General features: G+C 67.3%; 18 protein-coding genes. 8 read left to right on the forward strand and 10 right to left on the reverse strand.

The features are described 5' to 3' along the window. Nucleotides 1-74: 74 nt before the first annotated feature. Nucleotides 75-1,589: an MDR family MFS transporter gene (locus VL15_RS18330; protein ID WP_048247451.1), complete on the reverse strand. Its 1,515-nt coding sequence runs from the start codon at nucleotides 1,587-1,589 to the stop codon at nucleotides 75-77. Between the two features lie 230 nt (nucleotides 1,590-1,819). Here VL15_RS18330 and VL15_RS18335 point away from each other — a divergent pair, with 230 nt between their 5' ends. Beyond that, nucleotides 1,820-3,379 (forward strand): methyl-accepting chemotaxis protein, encoded by a 1,560-nt coding sequence (locus VL15_RS18335; RefSeq protein ID WP_048247453.1) that lies wholly within the window; start codon nucleotides 1,820-1,822, stop codon nucleotides 3,377-3,379. A 45-nt stretch (nucleotides 3,380-3,424) separates the two neighbouring features. Here VL15_RS18335 and VL15_RS18340 read toward each other — a convergent pair whose 3' ends face one another. Together VL15_RS18340 and VL15_RS18345 are read right to left on the reverse strand one after the other, a co-directional pair. Beyond that, the gene (locus VL15_RS18340; RefSeq protein ID WP_048247455.1) at nucleotides 3,425-5,092 is read right to left on the reverse strand and encodes an ATP-binding domain-containing protein; all 1,668 of its coding nucleotides are present in this window, start codon (nucleotides 5,090-5,092) and stop codon (nucleotides 3,425-3,427) included. Nucleotides 5,093-5,198: 106 nt separating this feature from the next. Further along, the gene (locus VL15_RS18345) at nucleotides 5,199-6,053 is read right to left on the reverse strand and encodes a helix-turn-helix domain-containing protein (protein ID WP_048247456.1); all 855 of its coding nucleotides are present in this window, start codon (nucleotides 6,051-6,053) and stop codon (nucleotides 5,199-5,201) included. 224 nt (nucleotides 6,054-6,277) lie between these two features. On the opposite strand from VL15_RS18345, the gene VL15_RS18350 reads away from it, so the two are divergent. Next, the gene (locus VL15_RS18350) at nucleotides 6,278-7,612 is read left to right on the forward strand and encodes an NAD(P)/FAD-dependent oxidoreductase (protein ID WP_048247458.1); all 1,335 of its coding nucleotides are present in this window, start codon (nucleotides 6,278-6,280) and stop codon (nucleotides 7,610-7,612) included. A gap of 84 nt (nucleotides 7,613-7,696) precedes the next feature. Continuing rightward, on the forward strand, nucleotides 7,697-8,791 hold the full coding sequence (locus VL15_RS18355) for a potassium channel family protein (RefSeq protein ID WP_048247460.1): 1,095 nt from the start codon (nucleotides 7,697-7,699) through the stop codon (nucleotides 8,789-8,791). 116 nt (nucleotides 8,792-8,907) lie between these two features. On the opposite strand, the gene VL15_RS18360 is transcribed toward VL15_RS18355, so the two are convergent. Further along, nucleotides 8,908-9,534: a TetR/AcrR family transcriptional regulator gene (locus tag VL15_RS18360; RefSeq protein WP_053077671.1), complete on the reverse strand. Its 627-nt coding sequence runs from the start codon at nucleotides 9,532-9,534 to the stop codon at nucleotides 8,908-8,910. Between the two features lie 267 nt (nucleotides 9,535-9,801). Between VL15_RS18360 and VL15_RS18365 the strand changes: the two genes are divergently transcribed. Beyond that, on the forward strand, nucleotides 9,802-10,137 hold the full coding sequence (locus VL15_RS18365; protein WP_230684480.1) for an H-NS histone family protein: 336 nt from the start codon (nucleotides 9,802-9,804) through the stop codon (nucleotides 10,135-10,137). A gap of 40 nt (nucleotides 10,138-10,177) precedes the next feature. Here the strand turns inward: VL15_RS18365 and VL15_RS18370 are convergent, their stop codons facing one another. Continuing rightward, nucleotides 10,178-10,840 carry a helix-turn-helix domain-containing protein gene (locus VL15_RS18370; protein WP_048247466.1) on the reverse strand — a complete coding sequence of 221 codons (663 nt, stop codon included), beginning with the start codon at nucleotides 10,838-10,840 and terminating at the stop codon, nucleotides 10,178-10,180. A gap of 329 nt (nucleotides 10,841-11,169) precedes the next feature. Here VL15_RS18370 and VL15_RS18375 point away from each other — a divergent pair, with 329 nt between their 5' ends. Beyond that, nucleotides 11,170-12,381 (forward strand): alpha/beta hydrolase family protein, encoded by a 1,212-nt coding sequence (locus VL15_RS18375; RefSeq protein WP_155420252.1) that lies wholly within the window; start codon nucleotides 11,170-11,172, stop codon nucleotides 12,379-12,381. 79 nt (nucleotides 12,382-12,460) lie between these two features. Here VL15_RS18375 and VL15_RS18380 read toward each other — a convergent pair whose 3' ends face one another. Then, nucleotides 12,461-13,219, reverse strand: a complete 759-nt coding sequence (locus tag VL15_RS18380) for an SDR family oxidoreductase (RefSeq protein ID WP_048247468.1) — start codon at nucleotides 13,217-13,219, stop codon at nucleotides 12,461-12,463. Nucleotides 13,220-13,408: 189 nt separating this feature from the next. After that, a complete protein-coding gene (locus VL15_RS18385) occupies nucleotides 13,409-14,353 on the reverse strand; it encodes a LysR family transcriptional regulator (RefSeq protein WP_048247469.1) in 945 nt (314 codons plus the stop codon). A gap of 166 nt (nucleotides 14,354-14,519) precedes the next feature. Here VL15_RS18385 and VL15_RS18390 point away from each other — a divergent pair, with 166 nt between their 5' ends. After that, nucleotides 14,520-15,734 carry an FAD-dependent monooxygenase gene (locus VL15_RS18390; RefSeq protein WP_048247574.1) on the forward strand — a complete coding sequence of 405 codons (1,215 nt, stop codon included), beginning with the start codon at nucleotides 14,520-14,522 and terminating at the stop codon, nucleotides 15,732-15,734. Nucleotides 15,735-15,845: 111 nt separating this feature from the next. Here the strand turns inward: VL15_RS18390 and VL15_RS18395 are convergent, their stop codons facing one another. Next, entirely contained in the window at nucleotides 15,846-16,781 is a 936-nt protein-coding gene (locus VL15_RS18395) for an alpha/beta hydrolase (protein WP_048247471.1), read from the reverse strand. A 61-nt stretch (nucleotides 16,782-16,842) separates the two neighbouring features. Next, nucleotides 16,843-17,940 (reverse strand): OpgC domain-containing protein, encoded by a 1,098-nt coding sequence (locus VL15_RS18400; protein ID WP_048247576.1) that lies wholly within the window; start codon nucleotides 17,938-17,940, stop codon nucleotides 16,843-16,845. Nucleotides 17,941-18,321: 381 nt separating this feature from the next. Between VL15_RS18400 and VL15_RS18405 the strand changes: the two genes are divergently transcribed. Next, nucleotides 18,322-19,476, forward strand: coding sequence for a porin (locus VL15_RS18405; protein WP_048247473.1), 1,155 nt, complete (start codon nucleotides 18,322-18,324; stop codon nucleotides 19,474-19,476). Between the two features lie 42 nt (nucleotides 19,477-19,518). On the opposite strand, the gene VL15_RS18410 is transcribed toward VL15_RS18405, so the two are convergent. Beyond that, nucleotides 19,519-20,430 (reverse strand): LysR family transcriptional regulator, encoded by a 912-nt coding sequence (locus tag VL15_RS18410; protein WP_048247475.1) that lies wholly within the window; start codon nucleotides 20,428-20,430, stop codon nucleotides 19,519-19,521. A gap of 141 nt (nucleotides 20,431-20,571) precedes the next feature. Between VL15_RS18410 and VL15_RS18415 the strand changes: the two genes are divergently transcribed. Next, the gene (locus VL15_RS18415; protein ID WP_048247477.1) at nucleotides 20,572-21,573 is read left to right on the forward strand and encodes an aldo/keto reductase; all 1,002 of its coding nucleotides are present in this window, start codon (nucleotides 20,572-20,574) and stop codon (nucleotides 21,571-21,573) included. Nucleotides 21,574-21,631 lie beyond the last annotated feature (58 nt).

The raw sequence follows: 21,631 nt of genomic DNA on the forward strand, positions 1-21,631 counted from the left end.
GGCGGGCGAGTGCGGATCGCGATGCGGCCTGACGGTCCCATCGCGGTGCTGCCGCGGTCCGGCTCGCCGGCCGGTCAGTTGTGCTTGCGCAGCGGCGCATCCTCGACGAACCACGCAAGCACGAACGCGATCGCAACCACGACGGCCGCCGCGAGATACACGACATGCAGCGAACCCGCGAACGCATGCAGGTACACGTCGCGCACCGCGTCCGGCAACTGGTGCACGGCACCCGGGCCGAGCGCGGGCGGCAACTCCGTGCCGGCGGGCAGCGCCTGCAGCATCCGCGACTGCAGCCCGTGCGAGAACAGCGCGCCGAACGCCGCGACGCCGATCGAGCTGCCGATCGAGCGGAACAGCGTCGCGCCCGACGTCGCGACCCCCATGTGCCGGAACTCGACCGTGTTCTGTACCGCGAGCGTGAGCACAGGCATCACCATCCCGAGGCCGATCCCGAGCAGCGCCATGTATGCGTACATCGTATGCAGCGGCGTATCGAGCGTCAGCGTCGACAGCAGTGCCAGCGCGATCCCGCCGATCAGCGTGCCGGCGATCGGAAACATCCGGTACGAGCCGAGCCGCGAGATCAGCCGGCCGCTGATCACCGACATCGCGAGCATCCCGCCCATCATCGGCAGCAACTGCATCCCGGCCTGCGACGGCGTCGAGCCCTTCACGACCTGCAGGTAGAGCGGAATGAACGTGACCGAGCCGAACAGCGCGGTACCGACCACGAAGCCGATCAGGCTGACCAGCACGAAGGTGCGATGGCGGAACAGCTCGAGCGGGATGATCGGCTCGGCCGCGAGCCGTTCTTCGTAGATGAAGCCGCCTATCGCGACGAGGCCGAGCACGAGCGTCATCCACAGTTGCGGCGACGTCCACGGCAGCAGCGAGCCGCCTTCGCTCGTGAACAGGATCACGCAGGTGAGGGCGGTCGCGAGGAACGCCGCGCCCATGTAGTCGATCCGGTGCTTCACGTGCGCGGTGTGCGGCCGGAACGCGATGCCGATCACCGCGAGTGCGAGAAAGCCGAGCGGCAGGTTGATCGTGAAGATCCAGCGCCACGACAGGTGCTCGACCAGGAAGCCGCCGAGCAGCGGGCCGACGATCGTCGCGAGGCCGTAGACGCCGCCGAACATCCCCTGGTAGCGCGCCCGGCGATCGGGCGGAACCAGATCGCCGATTGCCGCCATCGTGACAACCATCAGGCCGCCGCCGCCGAGCCCCTGCAGCGCCCGCAGCACGATCAGCTGTGTCATGTCCTGTGCGACGCCGCACAGCGCGGAGCCTGCGAGGAACAGCACGATCGCGGCCTGCAGCACGATCTTGCGGCCGTACAGGTCGCCGAGCTTGCCGTACAGCGGTAGCACGACGGTGGACGACAGCAGGTACGCGGTGACGACCCACGACAGCTGGTCGAGGCCGCCGAGTTCACCGACGATCGTCGGCAGCGCGGTCGATACGATCGTCTGGTCGAGCGCGGACAGCAGCATGACGAGCAGCAGCGCGGCGACGATCAGCGCGGTCGGCGCGTCGCGGCGGGCCGCTTCGGCGGCCGGCTGGGTAAGGAGGGTGTTGGTGGTCATCGAAATATCTGCCATGGCAGGGAATTGTTCGGGAATATAACCACGGATGATTGCCTAGTCAATTTCTGCCCAGCCTCGATATGTTGCAACCGTAACAGGAGATTGCCGACGCGAAAAATTGACCGGGATCAGACGAAAAGCGGGGACGGACTCAAGTTTTCTGCAGGCAAACCGTAATCCAGAGTGCTGTGGACCAATTGCCGCGGCACTTTTCATCGCTCACGCCCGTCATGAACCTGAACGCCCTGTTTTCCCGTTTCTCGATCCGTACGCGGATTTTCTCCACGCTCGGTCTCGTCGCCGTGCTGCTCGTCGTGTCGGGGCTGATCGGCCTCGCCGGCATGCAGAGTTCGAACCGCGCGCTCGACGAGGCCTATACGCAGCAACTGGCTGCGAAGACCGCGCTGTCCGCGGCGAGCCTGAACCTGACGATCGTGCGCACGACGCTCGACCGCGCGCTGCTGCATCCGGAAGCGCCGGAAGTGCCCGATCTCGTCAAGAAGGCCGAGAGCTATCTCGCGAAGGCCGACACCGCGTGGCGCGGCTACGCGGCGATGCCGCACGACGGCGACGAAGGTCCGCTCGCGAGCCGTCTCGACGCCGCGCGCCAGGCGCTGATCGGGCAGGCGCTGAAGCCGCTGATCGACGCGATCCGCGACGGCCGGCGCGACGAGGCCGACCGGCTGCTGATGACGGTCGCGCCGCCGCTGTCGGTCGCGCTCACGCAGGCGACCGATGCGCTCGATGCTTACCAGGTCGCGCGCGGCAAGGATGTCTACGACACCGCGCAGACCTATTACGGCTGGATGCGCGCGGGCGCGATCGCGGGCATCGCGTTCGGCCTGGCCGCGTGCCTCGGCTGCGCGATCGGCCTGCATTTCGCGATCACGCAGCCCGTGAACCGGCTGCTGTCGCATTTCCGCCGCCTGTCGGACGGCGACCTGACGTCGGAAGTGCGCTGGTCGTCGCGCGACGAGATGGCCGAACTGGTCAAGGGCGTGACGGGCATGCAGCGCAGTCTCGCGGACACGGTGCGCCAGGTCAGCCAGGGTTCCGAAGCCATCTCGACGGCGACGCACCAGATCGCGGCCGGCAACACCGACCTGTCGCAGCGCACCGAAGAGCAGGCGTCCGCGCTGCAGGAGACGGCCGCGAGCATGGAGCAGCTGACGGCAACCGTGAAGCAGAACGCCGACCATGCGCTCGAGGCGCAGGCCTGTGCGGACAGCGCGAGCGAGATCGCAACGCGCGGCGCGACGGTGGTCGGCGAGGTGATCGGCACGATGAACGAGATCGACCACAGCTCGCAGAAGGTCGCCGACATCATCGGCACGATCGAGGGGATCGCGTTCCAGACCAACATCCTTGCGCTGAATGCGGCGGTCGAAGCCGCGCGCGCGGGCGAGCAGGGCCGTGGTTTCGCGGTGGTCGCGGGCGAGGTGCGCACGCTTGCCCAACGCTCGGCGTCCGCGGCGAAGGAGATCCGCACGCTGATCGGCGAATCGGTCGAGCGCGTCGCGACCGGCTCGCGGCTCGTCGGTATGGCCGGCACGACGATGCAGGACATCCAGCAGGCGATCGGGCGCGTGACGGGCATCATGACGGAGATCGCGGCTGCATCGAGCGAGCAGCGCGACGGGATCGAGCAGGTGAACCGCGCGGTGTCGCAGATGGATCAGGTGTCGCAGCAGAACGCGGCGCTCGTCGAACAGGCCGCGGCTGCCGCCGCGTCGCTCGAGGAGCAGGCCGAGGGGCTGCGCCGCGCGGTGGGAGCGTTCCGCGTCGCTTGACGAATGGATGAATGGCGGGCGGTGACGAGGCGCCCGCCCGCCGCGTCAGACGTCCGTGAGCTGCGCGGCCGCGCGCGACGACGCGACGATCAGCAGCTTCATCGTTGCGCGCGTCGCACCGACGAACAGCTTGCGCGCGGCGCGCGCGTCGAGCGTATCGAAGTCGACTTCGGTGAGGATCACGCACGGCGCCGACTGGCCCTTGAAGCGGTAGATCGAATCGAGCAGCACGTCGCCTTCGCGATATTCGGGGTTGCCGAACAGGTCGTACTTGCCGGTGAAGCTCTTGATCCGGTGCGGGCCGAGCTGGTCGAGCGGCGCGAGCACCGAGCCTTCGCGGCCGCGATACGACAGCACTGCGATGTCCTGCTTGCGGAAACCGAGCGACAGCGCCTGCGTGATCGCGCGCTTGGTCGCGTCGATGCAGGCTTCCGCCAACGCGTCGCCCGACGCGCCTGCTTCCCCGTATGCCGACACCGACGGATCGGAACCGTCGAACGGACTGCCCGAGCGCAGTTCCGCCGCGAGCGGTTCGACGCGGCCGACGACGTCGCGCACGAATTCCAGCAAATCGCGCGGGCTGCGGTAGTTCGTGAGCGCCTTCAGCGTGACCCAGCCGGGCAGCGCAACGGGCTCGCGCATGTACAGGTTCTGCAGCGGATCTTCCAGCCACCACCATGCGCCGTCCGGCGCCAGCAGGCGTTCCAGCGCGGCTGCCCACGGCGCATGGAAATCCTGCCCCTCGTCGACGACCAGCACGTCGAAGCGCCAGCGCTCGGGGATCGGCGTTTGCGCGAAGCGCGTCTCGAGCCGCTCGAATTCGCCGGGTACCTGGAAGTCGGGCGTATAGCCACCGTCGCGCGCGACCCAGTCGCACAACTGGTGGTAGTTCGCGATCTTCGCGCCGGGCGGCGCGATGCGTGCGATGTAGTCGGCGAGCGGCCGGTTGAAGCACGCGTAGAGCACGCGTTTGCCGGCCGCGACGGCATCGCGCATCGCCTGCACCGCGAGCTGCGTCTTGCCCGAGCCGGCCGTGCCGGTGACGCGCAGCCGGAACGGCGCGAATTCGAGCTGGCGCGCCCACGCGGCGAGCCCACCCGACAGCCGCGTGACGAGCGTGCCGGCCTGCCCGACGAGCGCGCTCGTGTCGGGCGTGAGCGCCAGCTCGTCCGCGAGGAAATGGTGGAGCTTCGATGCGTTCGGAAAGTGTTCGTCGTCCTCGGGCAGGATCTGCAGGATCACCTGCGCGAGCTGCGCCTTACGCGACGCGTCGACGATGCGGTCGGCCGCGACGCCGGCGATCGATGCCTGGCGGATCGTGTAGTCGGGGCAGTACAGCAGCGCCTCGACGCCGTAGACGCCCGCGCCGAGCGCAACCGTCAGGCGCCGGTGCAGCGTTTCCTGCGTGCGCGCGAGCTGGATCGGAACATTACGCTCCTTCTGCAGGTAGACCTTCACGAGCCCCTTCGGCGTTTCGCGCAGGAAGCCGGCCTTCTGCTCGATCAGCAGCACGCGGCCGGCCGGGCTCACGACGACGAACGCGGCCTCGCCGAACACCGAGAAGGCCTGGTCGGCGCGCGTCCAGTGCACGCCGTGATACACGGTGTAGCTGTCCGGCAGCGCGTGTTCGAGGGCAGCGAGCGTTTCGCGCTCGCGTTCGGCCGCGCCGGTCGCGGCGAGGCTTTTCCAGTCGTCGGGAATGAGGCGGGCCATGGAGTCGGGCGACGTACGCGTGAACAGGAGCGGCTATTGTACTGAGGAACCTGTTCACGGCCGCGCGGCCCGCACGGACGCCGTGCGTCCGGAAGGTGGGCGATTGTTACCCGCGCGTGAGCCGTTTCGCGAGATCGGCGCTGAGGATCGCCATGCGCGCGGGTTTTTCGTAGCAGACGACGTCGAACGCGCGGATCACTTCGCTGATGTCGGCCTCGCTCGCGCGGCCGGTGAGCAGGTCGCCCGTCAGCACGAAGATCGGCGCGCCCGGGTTGTCGGACGTGCGCACGGCCTTGATCGCGGTGGCGGCCGTGCCGTCGTCGAACAGCCATTCGGTCAGGACCGCGTCGAACGCCTGGCCCTGCAGTGCGTCGACGAACGCCGCGAGGCCGTCGAACGCGGCCGTCGCGAAGCCCTGCCGCTCGAGATAGCGGCACAGCTCGGTGGCGCTGACGCGATCGGGGTCGATCACGGCGACGACGAGCTTGTCGCTCTCCGCGCGGCGCGGATAGATTTCGATCTTGTGCACGTCGTACGCGTTCTGGTACAGCACGCCGGTGTGGCGCAGCACGCGCCAGCGGCCGTTCTGTTCGTACGCGACGAACTCGGGGCGCGCGCCGGCTTCGAGCGGCGCGCCGATCCATGCCGTGCAGGGAATCTCGGCGACGCCCGCGTAAAGTACGGCCTCCTGCGAATACGCGCCGACCATGCCGGGGTCGAGCGTCTGCGCGCCGAACAGCTGGGCGGCGGGTTCGCCGTACGCTTCGGCGACTTTCTTGATCTGCGCGAGCGTCCAGGGGCTGCTGCCGCGCAGTTTGCGGTGGCCTTGCGAGAAACTCAGATCGAGGATGCGGCACAACTCGGTGGTCTGCTGGCGCTTGCCGATGCCGTTGCGGGTCATCAGCTCGCGCACGCGCTCGGCGACCGCGAGGGAATCCGTGGTGATTGCTTCAATGGTCATGCTACGGGAACGGATCGTGACGTTCAGAACGACGCCTTGCGGCAGTCTCGACGGACAGTCTTCATGACGTCCAATGGCGAGCCGACCGGCCACGCGCGGAAAAGATAACTTTACCGCAAAATGGTCGTCATTCCGTGTCGCGAACGGTGCGTTTCTGTGAAAGGTGTGTCACTACGTTACCGCGACGGCCCGTAACCGGATGCATTAACGCCCGACAGGAAACAATGACGACAACCTATCCGCTGCACGATGCATTGACCCGCGCCGACACGGCGCTGCCGGCCGAGGCCGACGTCGTGATCGCCGGCGCCGGCATCATGGGCTGCGCGGCCGCGTACTACCTGGGCCTGCGCGGCCTGAAGGCCATCGTGCTCGACAAGTCGCGCATCGCCGGCCAGCAGTCGACGCGCGCATGGGGCTTCGTGCGGCAGCAGGGCCGCGAAGCCGCCGAGGTGCCGCTGATGATGGCCGGCATGCGGATCTGGGAAGGGTTAGAGGAAACCCTCGGTTTCGATCTCGAATGGCGGCAGGGTGGCTGTCTCTATATTGCGGACAACGAAACGGACTGGTCGTCGTTCAACGCATGGCTCGGCGTCGCGCGCGAGCACGGGCTCGACACGCGCACGCTGACGCGTGCGCAGATCGACGAGCGCGTCAGCGGCCTTTCGCCACAGGCACGCACGCTCGGCGGACTGTACACCGCGACCGACGGGCAGGCGGAGCCGCGCCGCGTGGCCGCGGCGTTCGCCGCGCGCGCCACCGAGGCCGGTGCGCGCTTCTTCGAAGGCTGTGGCGTGACGGCGATCGAGACGGCCGGCGGCGCGGTCGTCGGCGTTGCGACCGAGCGCGGCACGATCCGCACACGGCGCGTGATCTGCGCGGCCGGCGCGACCAGTTTCCGGCTGCTCGACGGCGTCGGCATCCGGTTGCCGCAGCAGGCTGTGCGCGGCACCTGCATGCGCACCAATGTGGTGCCGCCGGTATCGGCGTCGACGGTGTGGGGGCACGGCCTCGGCATCCGGCAGCGCAAGAACGGCGCGATCAATCTCGCCGACGACATGCAGGTCGACGTCGACCTGACGCTCGGCCACCTGCGCGGGTTGAGTCTCTTCTGGCCGCAGTTCTGGTCGCAGCGCGACAAATTCCGGCTGCACCTGAATTCGGCCGCGTGGCGCGATGCGTTCGCGCGCATCAACGGCGCGACCGGGCCGATCGAACCGCGCGATCCGCAGCCGCAGCCGAATCGCGCGCACGCGCCGCGCGCGCTCGCGAAGCTCAAGGCGATTTTCCCCGCGCTGAAGGACGTGCAGATCGTCGAGGCCTGGGCCGGCCTGATCGACGTGCTGCCCGACGGCATTCCGGTGATCGATGCGCCGGGTACGCCGTCGGGGCTCGCGATCGCGACGGGGTTCTGCGGTCACGGTTTCGCGATGGGGCCGATCGTCGGCCGGCTGCTCGCCGAATGGATCGACACGGGTGCGCCGTCGCTCGACCTGTCGGCGTTCCGCGCGCGACGTTTCGTCGACGGCACGATGGTGCGGCCGCGCAGCATGCTTTAACGGACGAATCGATGCAATGACATCGGGTCGGATCGCCGTGTTCCCGTCGTAGAATCGAGCCCGCATCCTTCAGGAGATTCCCCGTTGGCTTCGCCCTCCGCCCAGCGTCGTTCGTTGCGCTCCCGCCTGCGTCGTGCCCGCAATCCGTGGCAGGCGCCGCGTGCGCGCATGCTGTTCACGCGTCCCGCGACGTCGCCGCGGCGCACGCTGCTGTTCCGTGTCGGCGCGGTCGTGCTGTTGTGCATGCTTGCGTTCTTCGTGCTGTATCTCGATCGCGACGGCCTGCGCGATTCGACCAAGAGCACGCCGATGACCGTCGCCGATCTCGTGTACTTCACGATGGTCACCGTCGCGACGGTCGGCTACGGCGACATCGTGCCCGTCACCGCGCGGGCGCGCCTGCTCGATGCGTTCTTCATCGTGCCGATCCGCATCGGCATCTGGTTCATTTTCCTGGGCACGGCGTATCAGTTCGTGATCCAGCGCGTCATCGAGGAATTCCGCATGAAACGCCTGCAAAAGCAGTTGTCCGATCACATCGTCGTGTGCGGTTACGGCCTGTCGGGGTCGATCGCCGTGCGCGAGCTGCTCGAGAGCGGCGTCGATGCCGCGACGATCATCGTGATCGATTCGCAGCAGCAGGCGCTCGAGGCCGCGACGTCGCTCGGCGTGACGGGGCTGCTAGGCGATCCTGCGCACGAGGATCTGCTGCAGCAGGCGCAGGTGCGCGCGGCGAAGGCCGTGATCATCTCGGTGACCGACGATCCGACCGCGATCCTGCTGACGCTGTCGGTGCGCAGCATCGCGCCCGATACGAAGATCGTCGTGCGGATCCAGGAGAACCTGTACCAGCGGCAACTGCGGCAGGCCGGCGCGGACGTGATCGTGTCGTCGACGAAGATCGGTGCGCTGCTGCTCGCGGACGCGGTGCATAGCCGCTACATCGTGCCGTTCGTGAACGACATGCTGTCGACGCGCGGGCGTGCGACGCTGATCGAGCGCGAGGCGTTGCCGCACGAGATCGGCTGCATGACCAATGTCGTGCCGGGTGCGATCGTGGTCGGGCTCGATCGCTGCGGGAAGATTCAGTCGTTTTATGAGGACCCGCCGTGCAGGATCGAGAAGGGCGATACGCTGGTGGTGATTCAGTCGGCGAGGATTCCGGATCCGGATGTTTGACGGGCGTTCTTTAAGCGAGGCGCAATAAATTCACGTCAACGGGCCGAACGCTGCTGCTCGCGATCCGGTTCCATCGCGGAGCCGGCTCTTCCGGTAATCGCCCGCCACCTCGCCGGTCAACGCACCGGCGCCGCCGACGCCAGCAGGCTGCGCAGGAACACCATGATCATGTGCCCGATCGGCACCTCGGACAGGATCGACTGCTGCAGCGACAGGCCCTGCGAGAGCCCCATGAACGATACGGCCAGCACGGCCGGCGATTCGGGCGGCACCTTCTTCAGCCTCGCGAAAATCTGCTCGATGCAATAGGCGAGGCCATCGCGGTGGCCGTCCAGCAACGCCTGCGACGCTGCTGCAAAAGCCGGGTTGCGTCGCCCCTGAAGCTTGAACTCGACGCCCAGCACTGACCACTCGGGCTCGGCATCGACCGTCCGCGACCAGACTTCCAGCGCATTCAAGATGTCGTCCCCGGTTGCGGACGGGTCGCTCAACGCCCGGGCGATGTCGGCCACTTGCGTCTTTGAGCGCTCCTGCATCAGTTCGACGAACAGCGCTTCCTTGCTGGCGAAGTTCGAATAGAACGCGCCCTGCGTATAACCGGCCTCGGCCGCGATATCCCGGAGCGACGTGGCGCCGAAACCGCGATCGACAAACAGCCGCTTCGCTGAGGCGAGCAAATGTGCACGGGTCTGCAGTCGACTTTCTTCGCGGCTCAGCCGCGGGGGAAGGGGCGCCATGTTCATGGCGGGAAGGATATCAGTTGATATTTGAGATAGATACCATTACGATCGCGTTTCACATATCACTTGATATTTGAAACGCGGCGCGGGATTGTGCATCGGAATGTCGCCAGCGCGGCTTGTCGTTTTCCTCGCGTCGCGTGACCCGATGTGCCGAGGTGAGCCGCACGCCGATCAAGCGAACGCCGCCTTCGCGGGGCGTGGTGAAACAGTCTGTTAGTCATGCGAATCATGTCGATTCTCATGCGGATGCGATGCAGGAAGCAAAAGATGAGCGTGAGCAAGACCTATGCGCAGCTCGTGGTCGAGCTGTCCGAGCTGGACGAGGAAATCGAGCGTGCGCGCGCGCGCGAACGCATCGATGCGATCGAAAAGGTTCACTCGCTGATGGACACCTATGCGATCAAGCATCGCGACCTGGTCGGCCGCAACGGCCGCCGGGGTTCGTATGTCGTGAAAGTGCTGCCGGCGCGGTATCGCGACCCGGCGAGCGGGAAGGAATGGAGCGGACGCGGCAATGCGCCGCTCTGGATCCGCGGCAAGGACCGTCGTCGGTTCGTCATATGCAAGCCTCGGTCCACCGGCAAGAAAACCAAGACGAGTTGACGGCGCATGACGGGCGCGCCGCCCGACGGCTGGCGCTGGACTACGGCGACACCGATTTCGCCGGCGTGTGACCCGGCGGCGTCAGCACCACGAGCAGCGTCGCGCCGGCCGGCGATGGCGCCACGTACGCATGCGGCCGATGCGACGAAAAGAGCGCGCTTTCACCGGGCCGCAACCGCGTCGGCTCGCCATGCTCGAAATGAAGTTCCAGTTCGCCCGACAGCACATAGCAGAACTCGTCGCCCTCATGACCGGCGAGCCCGCCGGCTTCGTCCACGGTGCGCGCGTCGACCTGCATGCGCAGCGTGATCATCCCAGCGGAACTGTCGCGATGCAGCAGCGCGTACTCGTACGGGATATTCGCGATTCGCGTCGTGACGATGTCTTCCGCGTGGCAAACGCTGAGCGAAGCGCGATGGCGCGGTGGGTTGGTCAGCACGTCGCGCCAGTCGAAGCCCATGCCTTCGATGATCCGGTGCAGCACGCCGAAGGTCGGCGACATCTTGTTCGTCTCGATGCGCGAAAACGTCGCCGCGGGCACGCCGGTCAGCCGGCTTGCCTCGTTCAGCGTGAGATCGCGCGACTGCCGCAGCGCACGCAGCCGCTGTCCGATCTGGTCGGCGGGAACCTGCAGGTGCTCGCGACGCCGCGGCTTGATCGGCAGCGCCGAAAGGAGCGACGCGACGCGGGTTTTCTTGCTCATTACCGTCCACCGGGGAGAAAGTTTTTACCGATACGTAATAAAAATATACCGCATCGGCGCGATCCCGGGTGATGCAATGTGCAGCGCTTGTCGTTGGCCGGTATCGCGGCGTACACTTCCGAGGCGTTGTGGTGACGAAAGCGGGGCATCTTCGGTGCCTCGTTTTTTTGGCCTCTGAGTTTACGTATACGTAAATTTCGTGGCCGTGCACAACGCATCTCGTCTCGGCCGTCAGGACGCAATGCCGTATACATGATGGATGGAGATCAAGGCGGCGACGCGGCGCCACGGCCATAAATTTACGTATCAGTAATTTCGGAGAGCGTGACATGAATCAGCAAGACGATCGGATGGATAGCGCATATCGCGCGGAAGGCTGGGTGCAATGGCCCGGCGAGCCGGAGTTGAGTTTCCAGTTCGCGCGCACGCTCGGCGGTGCGCAGGAAGGCGCGAGCCTGATCAGCGAGTGTTTTCGCGCGGCGTCGCGGATGACGCCTGGCGATACCGAGAGCTGGTATCGCGAATGGCAGGTGCTCGCGAAGACCAGCGAGCAGCGCGCGCTCGACGCGTTCGAGCGCGGCTTCTTGCGTACCGCGAGCAGCAACTGGCTGCGCGCGGCCAACTACTACCGGTCGTCGGAGTTCTACCTCGCACATGATGACGTGCGGCGGCGCGATAGTTTCGACAGCGTCGAACGTTGCTCGCATCGCTATCTCGAAGGGCTGACGCCGGCCGGCGAGATCGTGCGGATACCGTACGAGGGCGGCGCGCATCTCGATGCGTATTTCATCCCGTGCGCAGGTAGCGACGTGCGTTCGCCGGCCGTGATCGCATTCGGCGGGCTCGACGAGTACAAGGACGAACTGCTCCACGAGATGCCCAAGCACGCGCTGACGCGCGGCATGTCGCTGCTGCTGGTCGATCTGCCGGGGCAGGGCGGCACGCTGCGCCGGCAGGGGATCGTGAACCGCCCCGATACGGAGGTGCCGGTCGGCGCGTGCGTCGATTACCTGCTCACGCGCGGCGACGTCGATCCCGGCCGGATCGCGTTGTACGGCGCGAGCGTCGGCGGCGTCTATGCGGCGCGCGCGGCGTCGTTCGAGAAGCGCATCGTCGCGGTGGTGTCGGATTCGGTGATGTTCGACATGGCGTCGCTGTTCGCGAGCTGGCTCGATACGCCGGACCGGCTCATCTGGCGGCACCTGAAATGGGTGTTCGGCTGCGCGACGCCGCAGGGCGTGGTCGACAAGGCACGGGATTTCCGTCTCGCCGGCGTGATCGACCGGATTCCGGTGCCCTATCTGGTGCTACAGGGCACCGAGGACTGGCTGGGACTGAGGACGGCGACCGATACCTACGACTACGCGAAGGCGCACGGCGTCGACGCGACACTCCGGTTGTTCGCGCCGGATGAAACGGGCGCCGCGCACTGTCAGGTCGACAATCCGACGCTCGGGCAGGAATTCATCTGCGACTGGCTGGCGGCACGACTGGGTATCGACCAGCGCGAAGTCCGGCAGCGGACGCAGGCCCTGGCCTGAGCGACGGGGGGCGGGGACGTCCGGGAGACATCATCCGCCGTGGTGGGTGACGCCTCCCGGTGCGGACCGCCGCCTGCGCTTACCCGCGCCCCACGAACGGCATCGCGGTCGCCATGATCGTCATGTTCAGGATGTTCGTGTCGAGCGGCAGATTCGCCATCTGCACGACCGCATTCGCGACATGCGTGACGTCCATGCGCGCCTCGGGCGCGAGGCTGCCATCGGCCTGCGGGACGCCTTGCGTCATCCGCTCGGTGAGCGGCGTCGCTGCGTTGCCGATGTCGATCTGGCCGCACGCGATGTTGTACTTGCGGCCGTCCAGCGCCAGCGACTTGGTGATCCCGGTCACCGCATGCTTGGTAGCCGTGTACGCGATCGTATCGGGGCGCGGCGCGTGCGCCGAGATCGAGCCGTTGTTGATGATCCGGCCACCCTGCGGCGTTTGCGCTTTCATCACGCGCCATGCGGCCCGCGCGCAGAGAAAGACGCCGGTCAGGTTCGTCGCGACGACACCGTTCCACACGTCGAATTCGTAGTCGCCGAGCGACACGGGCGGCGCGTTGCGTCCGGCGTTGTTGAACAGCACATCAAGTCGGCCGAACTGCTGCGCGATCTGCGCGAACGCGTGGTCGACCGATGCTTCGTCGGTGACGTCGGCAGGAAACACCTGCGCGTCGCCGCCGGCGGCGCGGATTGCGTCTTGCGTTTCGCGCAACGATTCTTCCGTGCGCCCGAGCAGCGCGACGGTGAACCCCGCGTGGGCGAGCGCGATGGCCGCGGCGCGACCGATGCCGGCCCCGGCGCCCGTGACGGCTGCGAATTTCTTCGTGACAGACATGGCTTGATTTCCTGCTGGTTGAAAGAGGGGCGAAGCGGCCGATGACCGATGTCATCGCTACTTCGGCAATGTAGTCGAAATGTCCGGCGCACGGCTTCAAGCAGCATCGTCAAACGCGATCGATGCTGGCCGTCGATTGATCGACTGAACCGGTGCGTCCTTCGAGTCGCTTATCGACGATCACCACGCCTATTTCTTCCGCCCGGACACCGCCTTCCGCGCCCGCACCCCCGTCTCCGCGAACAGATCGACCACCACGTCGCGCAGCCAGCGGTTCCCCTCGTCCTGATTGACCCGCGTATGCCACAGCATATGAATCGGCGCGCCCGGCAGCGTGACGGGCAACGCGCGCCAGCCGAGCGAGAACGGCGCGGCGAGCTGCAGCGCGAGATGCTCGGGCACGGTCGCGATCAGGTCGGTGCGCTGCAGGATGTAGCCCACGCTCATGAAATGCGGCACCGTCAGCCGCACCTGGCGCGTCACGCGGCGCCGCTTCAGCCATTCGTCCACCTGCCCGTGACCGGTGCCGGCCGATACTACGACCAGGTGCTCGGCGTTGCGCCACGCATCGACCGTCAGCGGCGCATCCTCGAGCGGATGCCCGCGGCGGAACAGGCACACATAACGCTGATCGAACAGCCGGCGCTGATAGAACCCGCCCTTGAGTTGCGGCAGCAGGCCGATCGCGAGGTCGACGCGGCCGTCGGCCATTTCGTCGCCGAGGTTGACGCTGGTGTTGCGGACGGTATTGAGCGCGATGCCCGGCGCCGCTTGCGACAGGTGTTCGAGCAGCGCGGGCAGGAACACGACTTCGCCGATATCGGTCATGCCGATCGTCAGCGTACGCGTGGCGCGCAGCGGATCGAAACCGGTCTCGGGATTGAGCGCGGCATGCAGCGTCGCGAGCGCGTGCGAAACGGGTTCCGCCAGCCGCAGCGCGAACGGCGTCGGCACGACGCCGCCCGGTCCGCGCACGAACAGCGGATCGCCGAGCCGGCGGCGCAGCTTCGCGAGCGCGTTGCTGACACCCGGCTGGCTCATGTTCATCTGCTCGGCGACGCTCGACACGCGCCGTTCCTGCATCAGCCGCTGGAAAAGCAGCAGCAGGTTGAGGTCGATATCGCTCAGTTCCATGGGTTTCGCGTTGCCTTGCTCATTGCATCCAGTGATGAAGCAGATTCATTTCATTTTATTGCGGGATGAATGTCTACTCCCGAAACTACCGATACGGCGCATGCATTCGACATGTCCGCTGCGCAGCACGCAGACCCCATATCTGAATATCGGAGACATCTTCATCATGCAGACGAACCTGAAGATCGCGATCGTCGGCGCCGGCATCGGCGGCCTGACGCTCGCGCTCGCATTGCGCGAGCACGGCATCGACGCGCAGTTGTATGAGCAAACCGACGAACTGCGCGAAGTCGGCGCGGCCGTCGCGCTGTCGGCCAACGCGACGCGCTTTTACGAGCGCATGGGTTTGCGCGAGGCCTTCGACGCGGTGTGCGCGGACATCCCGGGCCTCGTCTATCGCGACGGGCGCAGCGGCGCGGTGATCGGCCATCATCGCGGCGACCCCGACTATCGCCGGCAATTCGGCGGCGCGTACTGGGGCGTGCATCGCGCGGATCTGCAGGCGGTGCTGTCGAAGGCGGTCGGCGCCGATTGCATCCATCTCGGCCATCGGCTGGTCGATCTCGCGCAGCATCCCGATCGCGTCACGCTGTCGTTCGACAACGGCGAGCGCGTCGAAGCCGATCTCGTGATCGGTGCGGACGGCGCGCGTTCGATCACGCGCCGCTGGATGCTCGGCTACGACGATGTGCTGTATTCGGGCTGCTCGGGCTTTCGTGGCGTGGTGCCGGCCGAACGCATGGACCTGCTGCCCGATCCCGACACGATCCAGTTCTGGGTCGGGCCGCGCGGACATCTGCTGCACTATCCGATCGGCGACCACGGCGACCAGAATTTCCTGCTGGTCGAGCGGCATCCGTCACCGTGGCCGTCGCGCGACTGGGTGATGCCGTCGGAGGAGGGCGAGCAATTGCGCGCGTTCAGGGACTGGCATCCGGCGGTGGTGCAGATGATCACCGCCGTGCCGATCAGCCAGCGCTGGGGGCTGTTCCATCGTCCGCCGCTCGGCCGCTGGAGCCGCGGGCGCGTGACGCTGATCGGCGACGCCGCGCATGCGCTGGTGCCGCACCACGGGCAGGGCGCGAATCAATCGATCGAGGACGCGGTGGTGCTGGCGGCGCAACTGGCGAAGGCCGGCCCGGGCAACTGGCGCGAGGCGCAGGAAGCGTACGAGCGCCTGCGTCGCGGCCGGACGCGCAAGGTGCAGTACGCGTCGATCTCCGCGGCCGACGTGCTGCACCTGCCCGACGGGCCGGCCGCGCAGGCGCGCAACGCGCGTCTTGCCGAGCGCGACAGCGTGCTGCATCACCTGGACTGGATTCACGATTTCGACGCGCTCGCCGAGGAGCCTAACGAGCGGCAGGGCGGTACGTGGCTTTGAGACTGAAGTGCGCGCCCGGGTGGTGCGCGCAGCGCGTTGTTCCTGTCGACGGACGATCGGCCGGGCATCGGCCGGTCTGACGAAAACGGGCGGGGCAGCGCCCGCCCGCCGTCACTTCACGCATTCGAGCGTGTACTTTAACCCCTGCCCGAGCAACCCGCGCCACACGTCCCACGTATGCCCGCCGTCGACGATGCGCAGTTCGGCCGGGTTCTGCGCGCGCCGCAGCTGCGTGTACAGCACGCTCGATTCCGCCTGGATCGTCAGGTCGTCGTCGCCGGCCGCGATGAACATCGGCACGCGCCAGCTCCGCGCGAAATAACCGCGCATCAGCGCCGGGTAGTTGAGTTCGTGCCACACGCGCGAGTCGAACTGCCGGTCGCCGAACACGCCGACGTAGCGCGCGGCGGAATTGAGCGGCGGCTCGTTCGCATAGATCGCGGGGCTCAACAGCATCGCGCCGCAGAACAGCCCGGGTTCGAGCAGCGAGAAGCGCAGCGCGCCGAAGCCGCCCATCGACACGCCGCCGATCGCGCGGCCCGCGCGCTGGTTCGACACCGCGAAGTGCGCTTCGACTTCGGGCAGCAGGTCGTTGAGGAACGCGCTCTGCATCTTCTCCTTGCGGTCGACGTACCAGTCGGTGCCGCCCTGGGGCATCACGATCACGACGGGCGGAATCTCGCGGCGCTCGATCAGCGTATCGGCGGTGGCCTGCAGCCGGCCCTGCGTGATCCAGTCGTTCGCGTTGCCGGCATTGCCGTGCAGCAGGTACATCACCGGGTAGCGCGCGCCTTCCGGGTTATAGCCGGGCGGCAGGTAGACCGTGTACGACCAGTCGCGCTTCAGCGAGGCCGACCGGAACGAGCGCAGCACGACGCTGCTGCCCGGGTTGACCGGCGGCTCCTGAGCGGTCGACGGCGTCGTCGCGGTCTGGACGGCCGGTGGCGGCGGCGCGGGCGATACCGTCGGCGCGGCCGGTGTGGCGCGCGCAGTGGCGATGGAGCCGGCGATCAGGGCGACGGCGAACGGAAGGGCGAGTCGGCGCATGGCGAATCGTTTGTGAGGAGGCGCCGGCTATCGTAGCAGCGGCGCATGACGGCGCGGCGCATCATCGCCGCGAGCGGAACGGCAGCCGCGCGACGAGCGGCCCGTAGAGTTTGGCGACGAGATACAGCAGGCCGATCGCGACGACGTCGGCGGTCAGGCCGAGCGGCACGTCGAGATAACCTTCGGTCGCCTGGTAAAGCAGCGAATCGACCGCGAGCGAGATGCCGGTGCCCGCGACGAAACACAGCAGCCCCTGCCGGCCGATCGTGCCGATCCACGGCATCGCGTGCGCAACCTTTTTCATCCAGCCGAGGTGGACGAGCTTGGCCGCGAGCCACGCGATCGCGAGGAAGTTCACGAGCCGCAGCGCGCCGAGGTTCTGCTTGATCGACGGATCGGTCGGGAACGGCTCGATGCGCAGCCGGTAGTACGCGCCGGCCGCGACGATCGCGAGCGACACGGCCGTCAGCAGCCAACCCTGCGGCTTGGGCGCGAGCGTCTGGTAGACGGGCTGGCAGCGCGCGATCACGCCGAGCACGAACAGGAACTGCCACGCGAACGGATTGAAATCCCACGGCGCGCCTTCGACGGTCGGCAAAAAGCGCGCGACGTGCGGCGCCGCGACCCACAGCGACCCGCTGAACGCGAGCATCAGCCACGGCTGCGTGCGCGCGAGCGGCAGCGCGAGCGGGACGAGCAGCGCGAAAAACGCATACATCGGCAGCACCGACGCGAGGTACGGCTGGCGGCGGAACAGCAGGATGTCGCGCAGCGCGGCGAGCGGCTTGTGCAGCAGGCCGTCGAGGTCGTTGGTCGGCATGTTCGGGCCGTCGATCGCGAACGCGTTCAGCGCGGCCGTGATCAGCAGCATCAGGCCGGCCGTCACGAGGAACGCGCGGTAGATCTCGAACGCGCGACGGATGAAGCGCTGGCGTGCGGCGGCTTCGTCGTGCCGCTCGGCGAGCGAGTTGTATGCGATCGCGGTCGCGAAGCCGCCGAGGAACACGAACACCTCGGCCGCGTCGCACAGCGCGTAAGCGTGCAGCGTCACGCGCGACAGGATGCTGCCGCCGATGTGGTCGACGACGATGACGAGCAGCACGAGGCCGCGGAAGAAATCGAGTTCGGCGTAGCGGCCGGCCCGGGCAGGCGCGGTCATCGGACCGCGTCCCGGCGCGGGCCGCGTGCGCGGCGGGCACATGCCGCGCATGAATCGGGGTGAAGCATGACTTCGTGAAAAATTGGCGAACGGATGCGCATTGTGCCACCGATGCGACGCCTGCCGGGTTTACGCGGATGGCGGGCCGGCCCGCCGCTGCCGATAAGCCCGGTCAGGCAGTCTGCACAACGGGGCAGTTGGAAGAGCGCAACGCTTTGCGCGCGGTTTCAATACCCCGATGGACGGACGGTTTGCGACGTGACACCATTTTGTCTCCACGCGGCCGCACACCGCGTCGTCCGCCCTGCGGGCCACACATACAACAGATCAAACATTCGCCGGGCGCTCGACCGAGCCCGGCCCCGGCTCCGGAGATCCGTCATGAAGAAGCACGTCATTTTTGCCGCCGCGCTGGCCGCTTTCGCCGCGCCGGCCTTCGCCCAGAACAGCGTGACGCTGTACGGCCTGATCGACGAAGGCTTCAATTACACGAACAACGTGAACGTCAATGGGGTCGGAAAAACGAATTACCAGCTCGCGAGCGGTTACGCGCAGGGCAGCCGCTGGGGCCTGAAAGGCAGCGAGGACCTGGGCGGCGGGCTCAAGGCGATCTTCACGCTGGAAAACGGTTTCGACGTGAACAACGGCCGGCTCGGCCAGGGCGGCCGCATGTTCGGCCGCCAAGCGTTCGTCGGGCTGAGCGAGTCGCGCTTCGGCACGCTGACCTTCGGCCGCCAGTACGATTCCGTCGTCGACTATCTCGCGCCGCTGACCGCGAACGGCAACTGGGGCGGCACGCTGTTCTCGCACCCGTTCGACAACGACAACACGGACAACTCGTTCCGCGTCAACAACACGGTCAAGTATGCGAGCGCCGACTGGAACGGCCTGACGTTCGGCGGCACGTACAGCTTCAGCAACAGCACGAGCTTCTCGAACAACCGCCAGTACAGCATCGGCGCGCAGTATTCGCTGGCCGGGCTGCAGGTCGCGGCTGCATACCTGCAGGCGAACAACCCGGGCGTCGGCAGCGCGGGCGCGATCGCGGCCGACGACGCGAACTTCGTCGCCGACCGCCTGCGCATCTTCGGCGGCGGGATCAACTACACGTTCGGCCCGGCAACGGTCGGCTTCGTCTACACGAAGACGGACGTGAAGAACCCGGTATCGACCGTCTACCTGCCGGCCGCGACGTTCGCCGGCCTCGGGCTGACCGCGACGAAGTTCCAGAACTTCGAGATCAACGGCAAGTACCAGCTCACGCCCGATTTCTATCTCGGCGCGCAGTACGTGTACACGGATGGCAAGTTCGATGCCGCGGCCGGCTCGTTCAAGCCGAAGTACCACACGGTCGGCCTGATGGCCGACTACAGCCTGTCGAAGCGCACCGACGTCTATCTGCAGGGTGCATGGCAGAAGGTCGCCGGCGACAAGACCGGCACGGCGGCCGACGGTGGTTACGTCGTCGGGACGGACGGCCCGTCCTCGTCGTCGAACCAGTTCGCGGTGCGCGCCGCGATCCGCCACAAGTTCTGATCGGGCGGCAGCCGGGGCCGCGTGCCCCGGCACCGGCCGTCGTCAGTCCGTCCGGCGCGAGCCGCCGAGCGTCTCCGCGAGCCAGTCGACGAAGATCCGCACGCGCGGCGCGAGATGCCGGCCGTGCGGAAACACCACCGACACGGGCAGCGGCTCGGCATTCCATTCCGGCAGCACCTCGACCAGCGAGCCGTCGGCGAGCAGCGGCGCGAGCCCGTCGCGCGGCGCCTGGATCAGCCCGAGACCCGCAAGGCAGCACGCGAGATACGCCTGCGAGCTGTTGACCGACACGATGCTGTGCATCTTCACCGCGTGCCGCTCGCCCGTATCCATATCCGCATATTCCCAGTCCAGCTCGCGGCCCGTGCGGCTCGAGAAATAGCCGACCGCGACGTGGTCGGGCAGCTCGTCCGGCGAGCGCGGCGTGCCGTGGCGCGCGAGATACGCGGGCGACGCGCAGTTGATCTGCGCCATCTCGCCGATGCGCCGCGCGACGAGAGACGTGTCGGACAGCACGCCGACCCGCACCGCGCAGTCGATGCCGTCCGCGACGAGATCGACGAAGCGGTCGGTCGTGCTGATCACGACCCGCAGCTCGGGGTAGCGCGCGTGGAAATCCGGTAGCGCCGGGATCACCTGGTTCAGCGCGAAGCGCTCGGGCAGGTCGACGCGGATCACGCCGCGCGGCGACGTGCCGGCGTCCTCGAACAGCGTTTCCACATCGTCGAGATCGGCCAGCAGCCGCACGCAGCGCTCGTAGTAGGTCGCGCCCTCGGCGGTCAGCGCAACGCGCCGGGTCGTGCGCTGCAGCAGGCGGATGTTGAGATGCTTTTCCAGATACTGGACGGCGTTGCTGACCGTCGGGCGCGGCAGTTGCAACTGCTCGGCCGCTTTCGTGAAGCTGCCGAGATGGGCGACGCGCGCGAAGATGCGCATTGCATGCAGATGGTCCATGCGGGGCGGGAGGCTTGGCGGATTGGAACAGGCTCCATTGTTAATCAGCGTCGAATGGTTTGGTGGAGCGTTTCGCGTTTATCGCGCGCCGCGATGCGTCCAGAATCCGGTCCATTCACTGACCACTCGAAGGAAACGGACATGGACAAGCGTCAACTGGGCCGCACGGGCCCGCAGGTGTCGGCGATCGCGCTCGGCTGCATGGGGATGTCGGATTTCTACGGGCCGGCCGACCGCGACGAAAGCATCGCGACGCTGCACGCGGCGCTCGACAGCGGGATCACGATGCTCGACACCGGCGATTTCTACGGGATGGGCGACAACGAGATGCTGGTTCGCGACGCGCTGCGCGGCACCGCACGCGACCAGGTGCTGATCAGCGTGAAGTTCGGCGCGCTGCGCGATCCGGCCGGCGGGTTCGCCGGCTACGATGCGCGGCCCAAGGCGATCCGGAACTTCGTCGCGTATTCGCTGAAGCGGCTCGGCACCGACTACATCGACATCTACCGGCCGGCGCGCGTCGATCCGGCGGTGCCGATCGAGGAGACGGTCGGCGCGATCGCCGATCTCGTGAAGGCCGGATATGTGCGCCATATCGGCCTGTCGGAAGCCAGCGCCGACACGATCCGCCGCGCGGCGGCTGTCGCGCCGATCGCCGACCTGCAGATCGAGTATTCGCTGCTGTCGCGCGGCATCGAGGCCGAGATCCTGCCCGCGTGCCGCGAACTCGGGATCGGCGTGACGGCCTACGGCGTGTTGTCGCGCGGGCTGCTGGGCGGGCGGTGGAGCACGGCGCGGCAGGGCGAGCGCGATTTCCGCGCGGCGAGCCCGCGCTTCCAGGGCGAGAACCTCGCGCACAACCTCGCGCTCGTCGACGCGCTGCGCGCAATCGCCGACGAGAAGGGCAGCAATCCGGCGCAGGTCGCGATCGCGTGGGTGCTGTCGCGCGGCGGCGATATCGTGCCGCTGATCGGCGCGCGCAAGCGCACGCAGCTTCAGGACGCGTTGCAAGCACCTGAATTGCAACTAACGGTCAAAGACATCACCCGCATCGAAACGGCGGTTCCCGCCGGGGCGGCTGCCGGTGAGCGTTATCCGGCCGCACAGATGGCGCACCTCGACAGCGAGCAGGGACGGGGGTAGTCCATGGGGCCTGAATGGCGGAGGCGGACCTGACAGGCCCGCCCGACAGGCCCTAGCC

Origin of the sequence: Burkholderia cepacia (assembly GCF_001039005.1) — a bacterium.
In the GTDB taxonomy this organism is placed as follows: Bacteria; Pseudomonadota; Gammaproteobacteria; order Burkholderiales; family Burkholderiaceae; genus Burkholderia; species Burkholderia theae.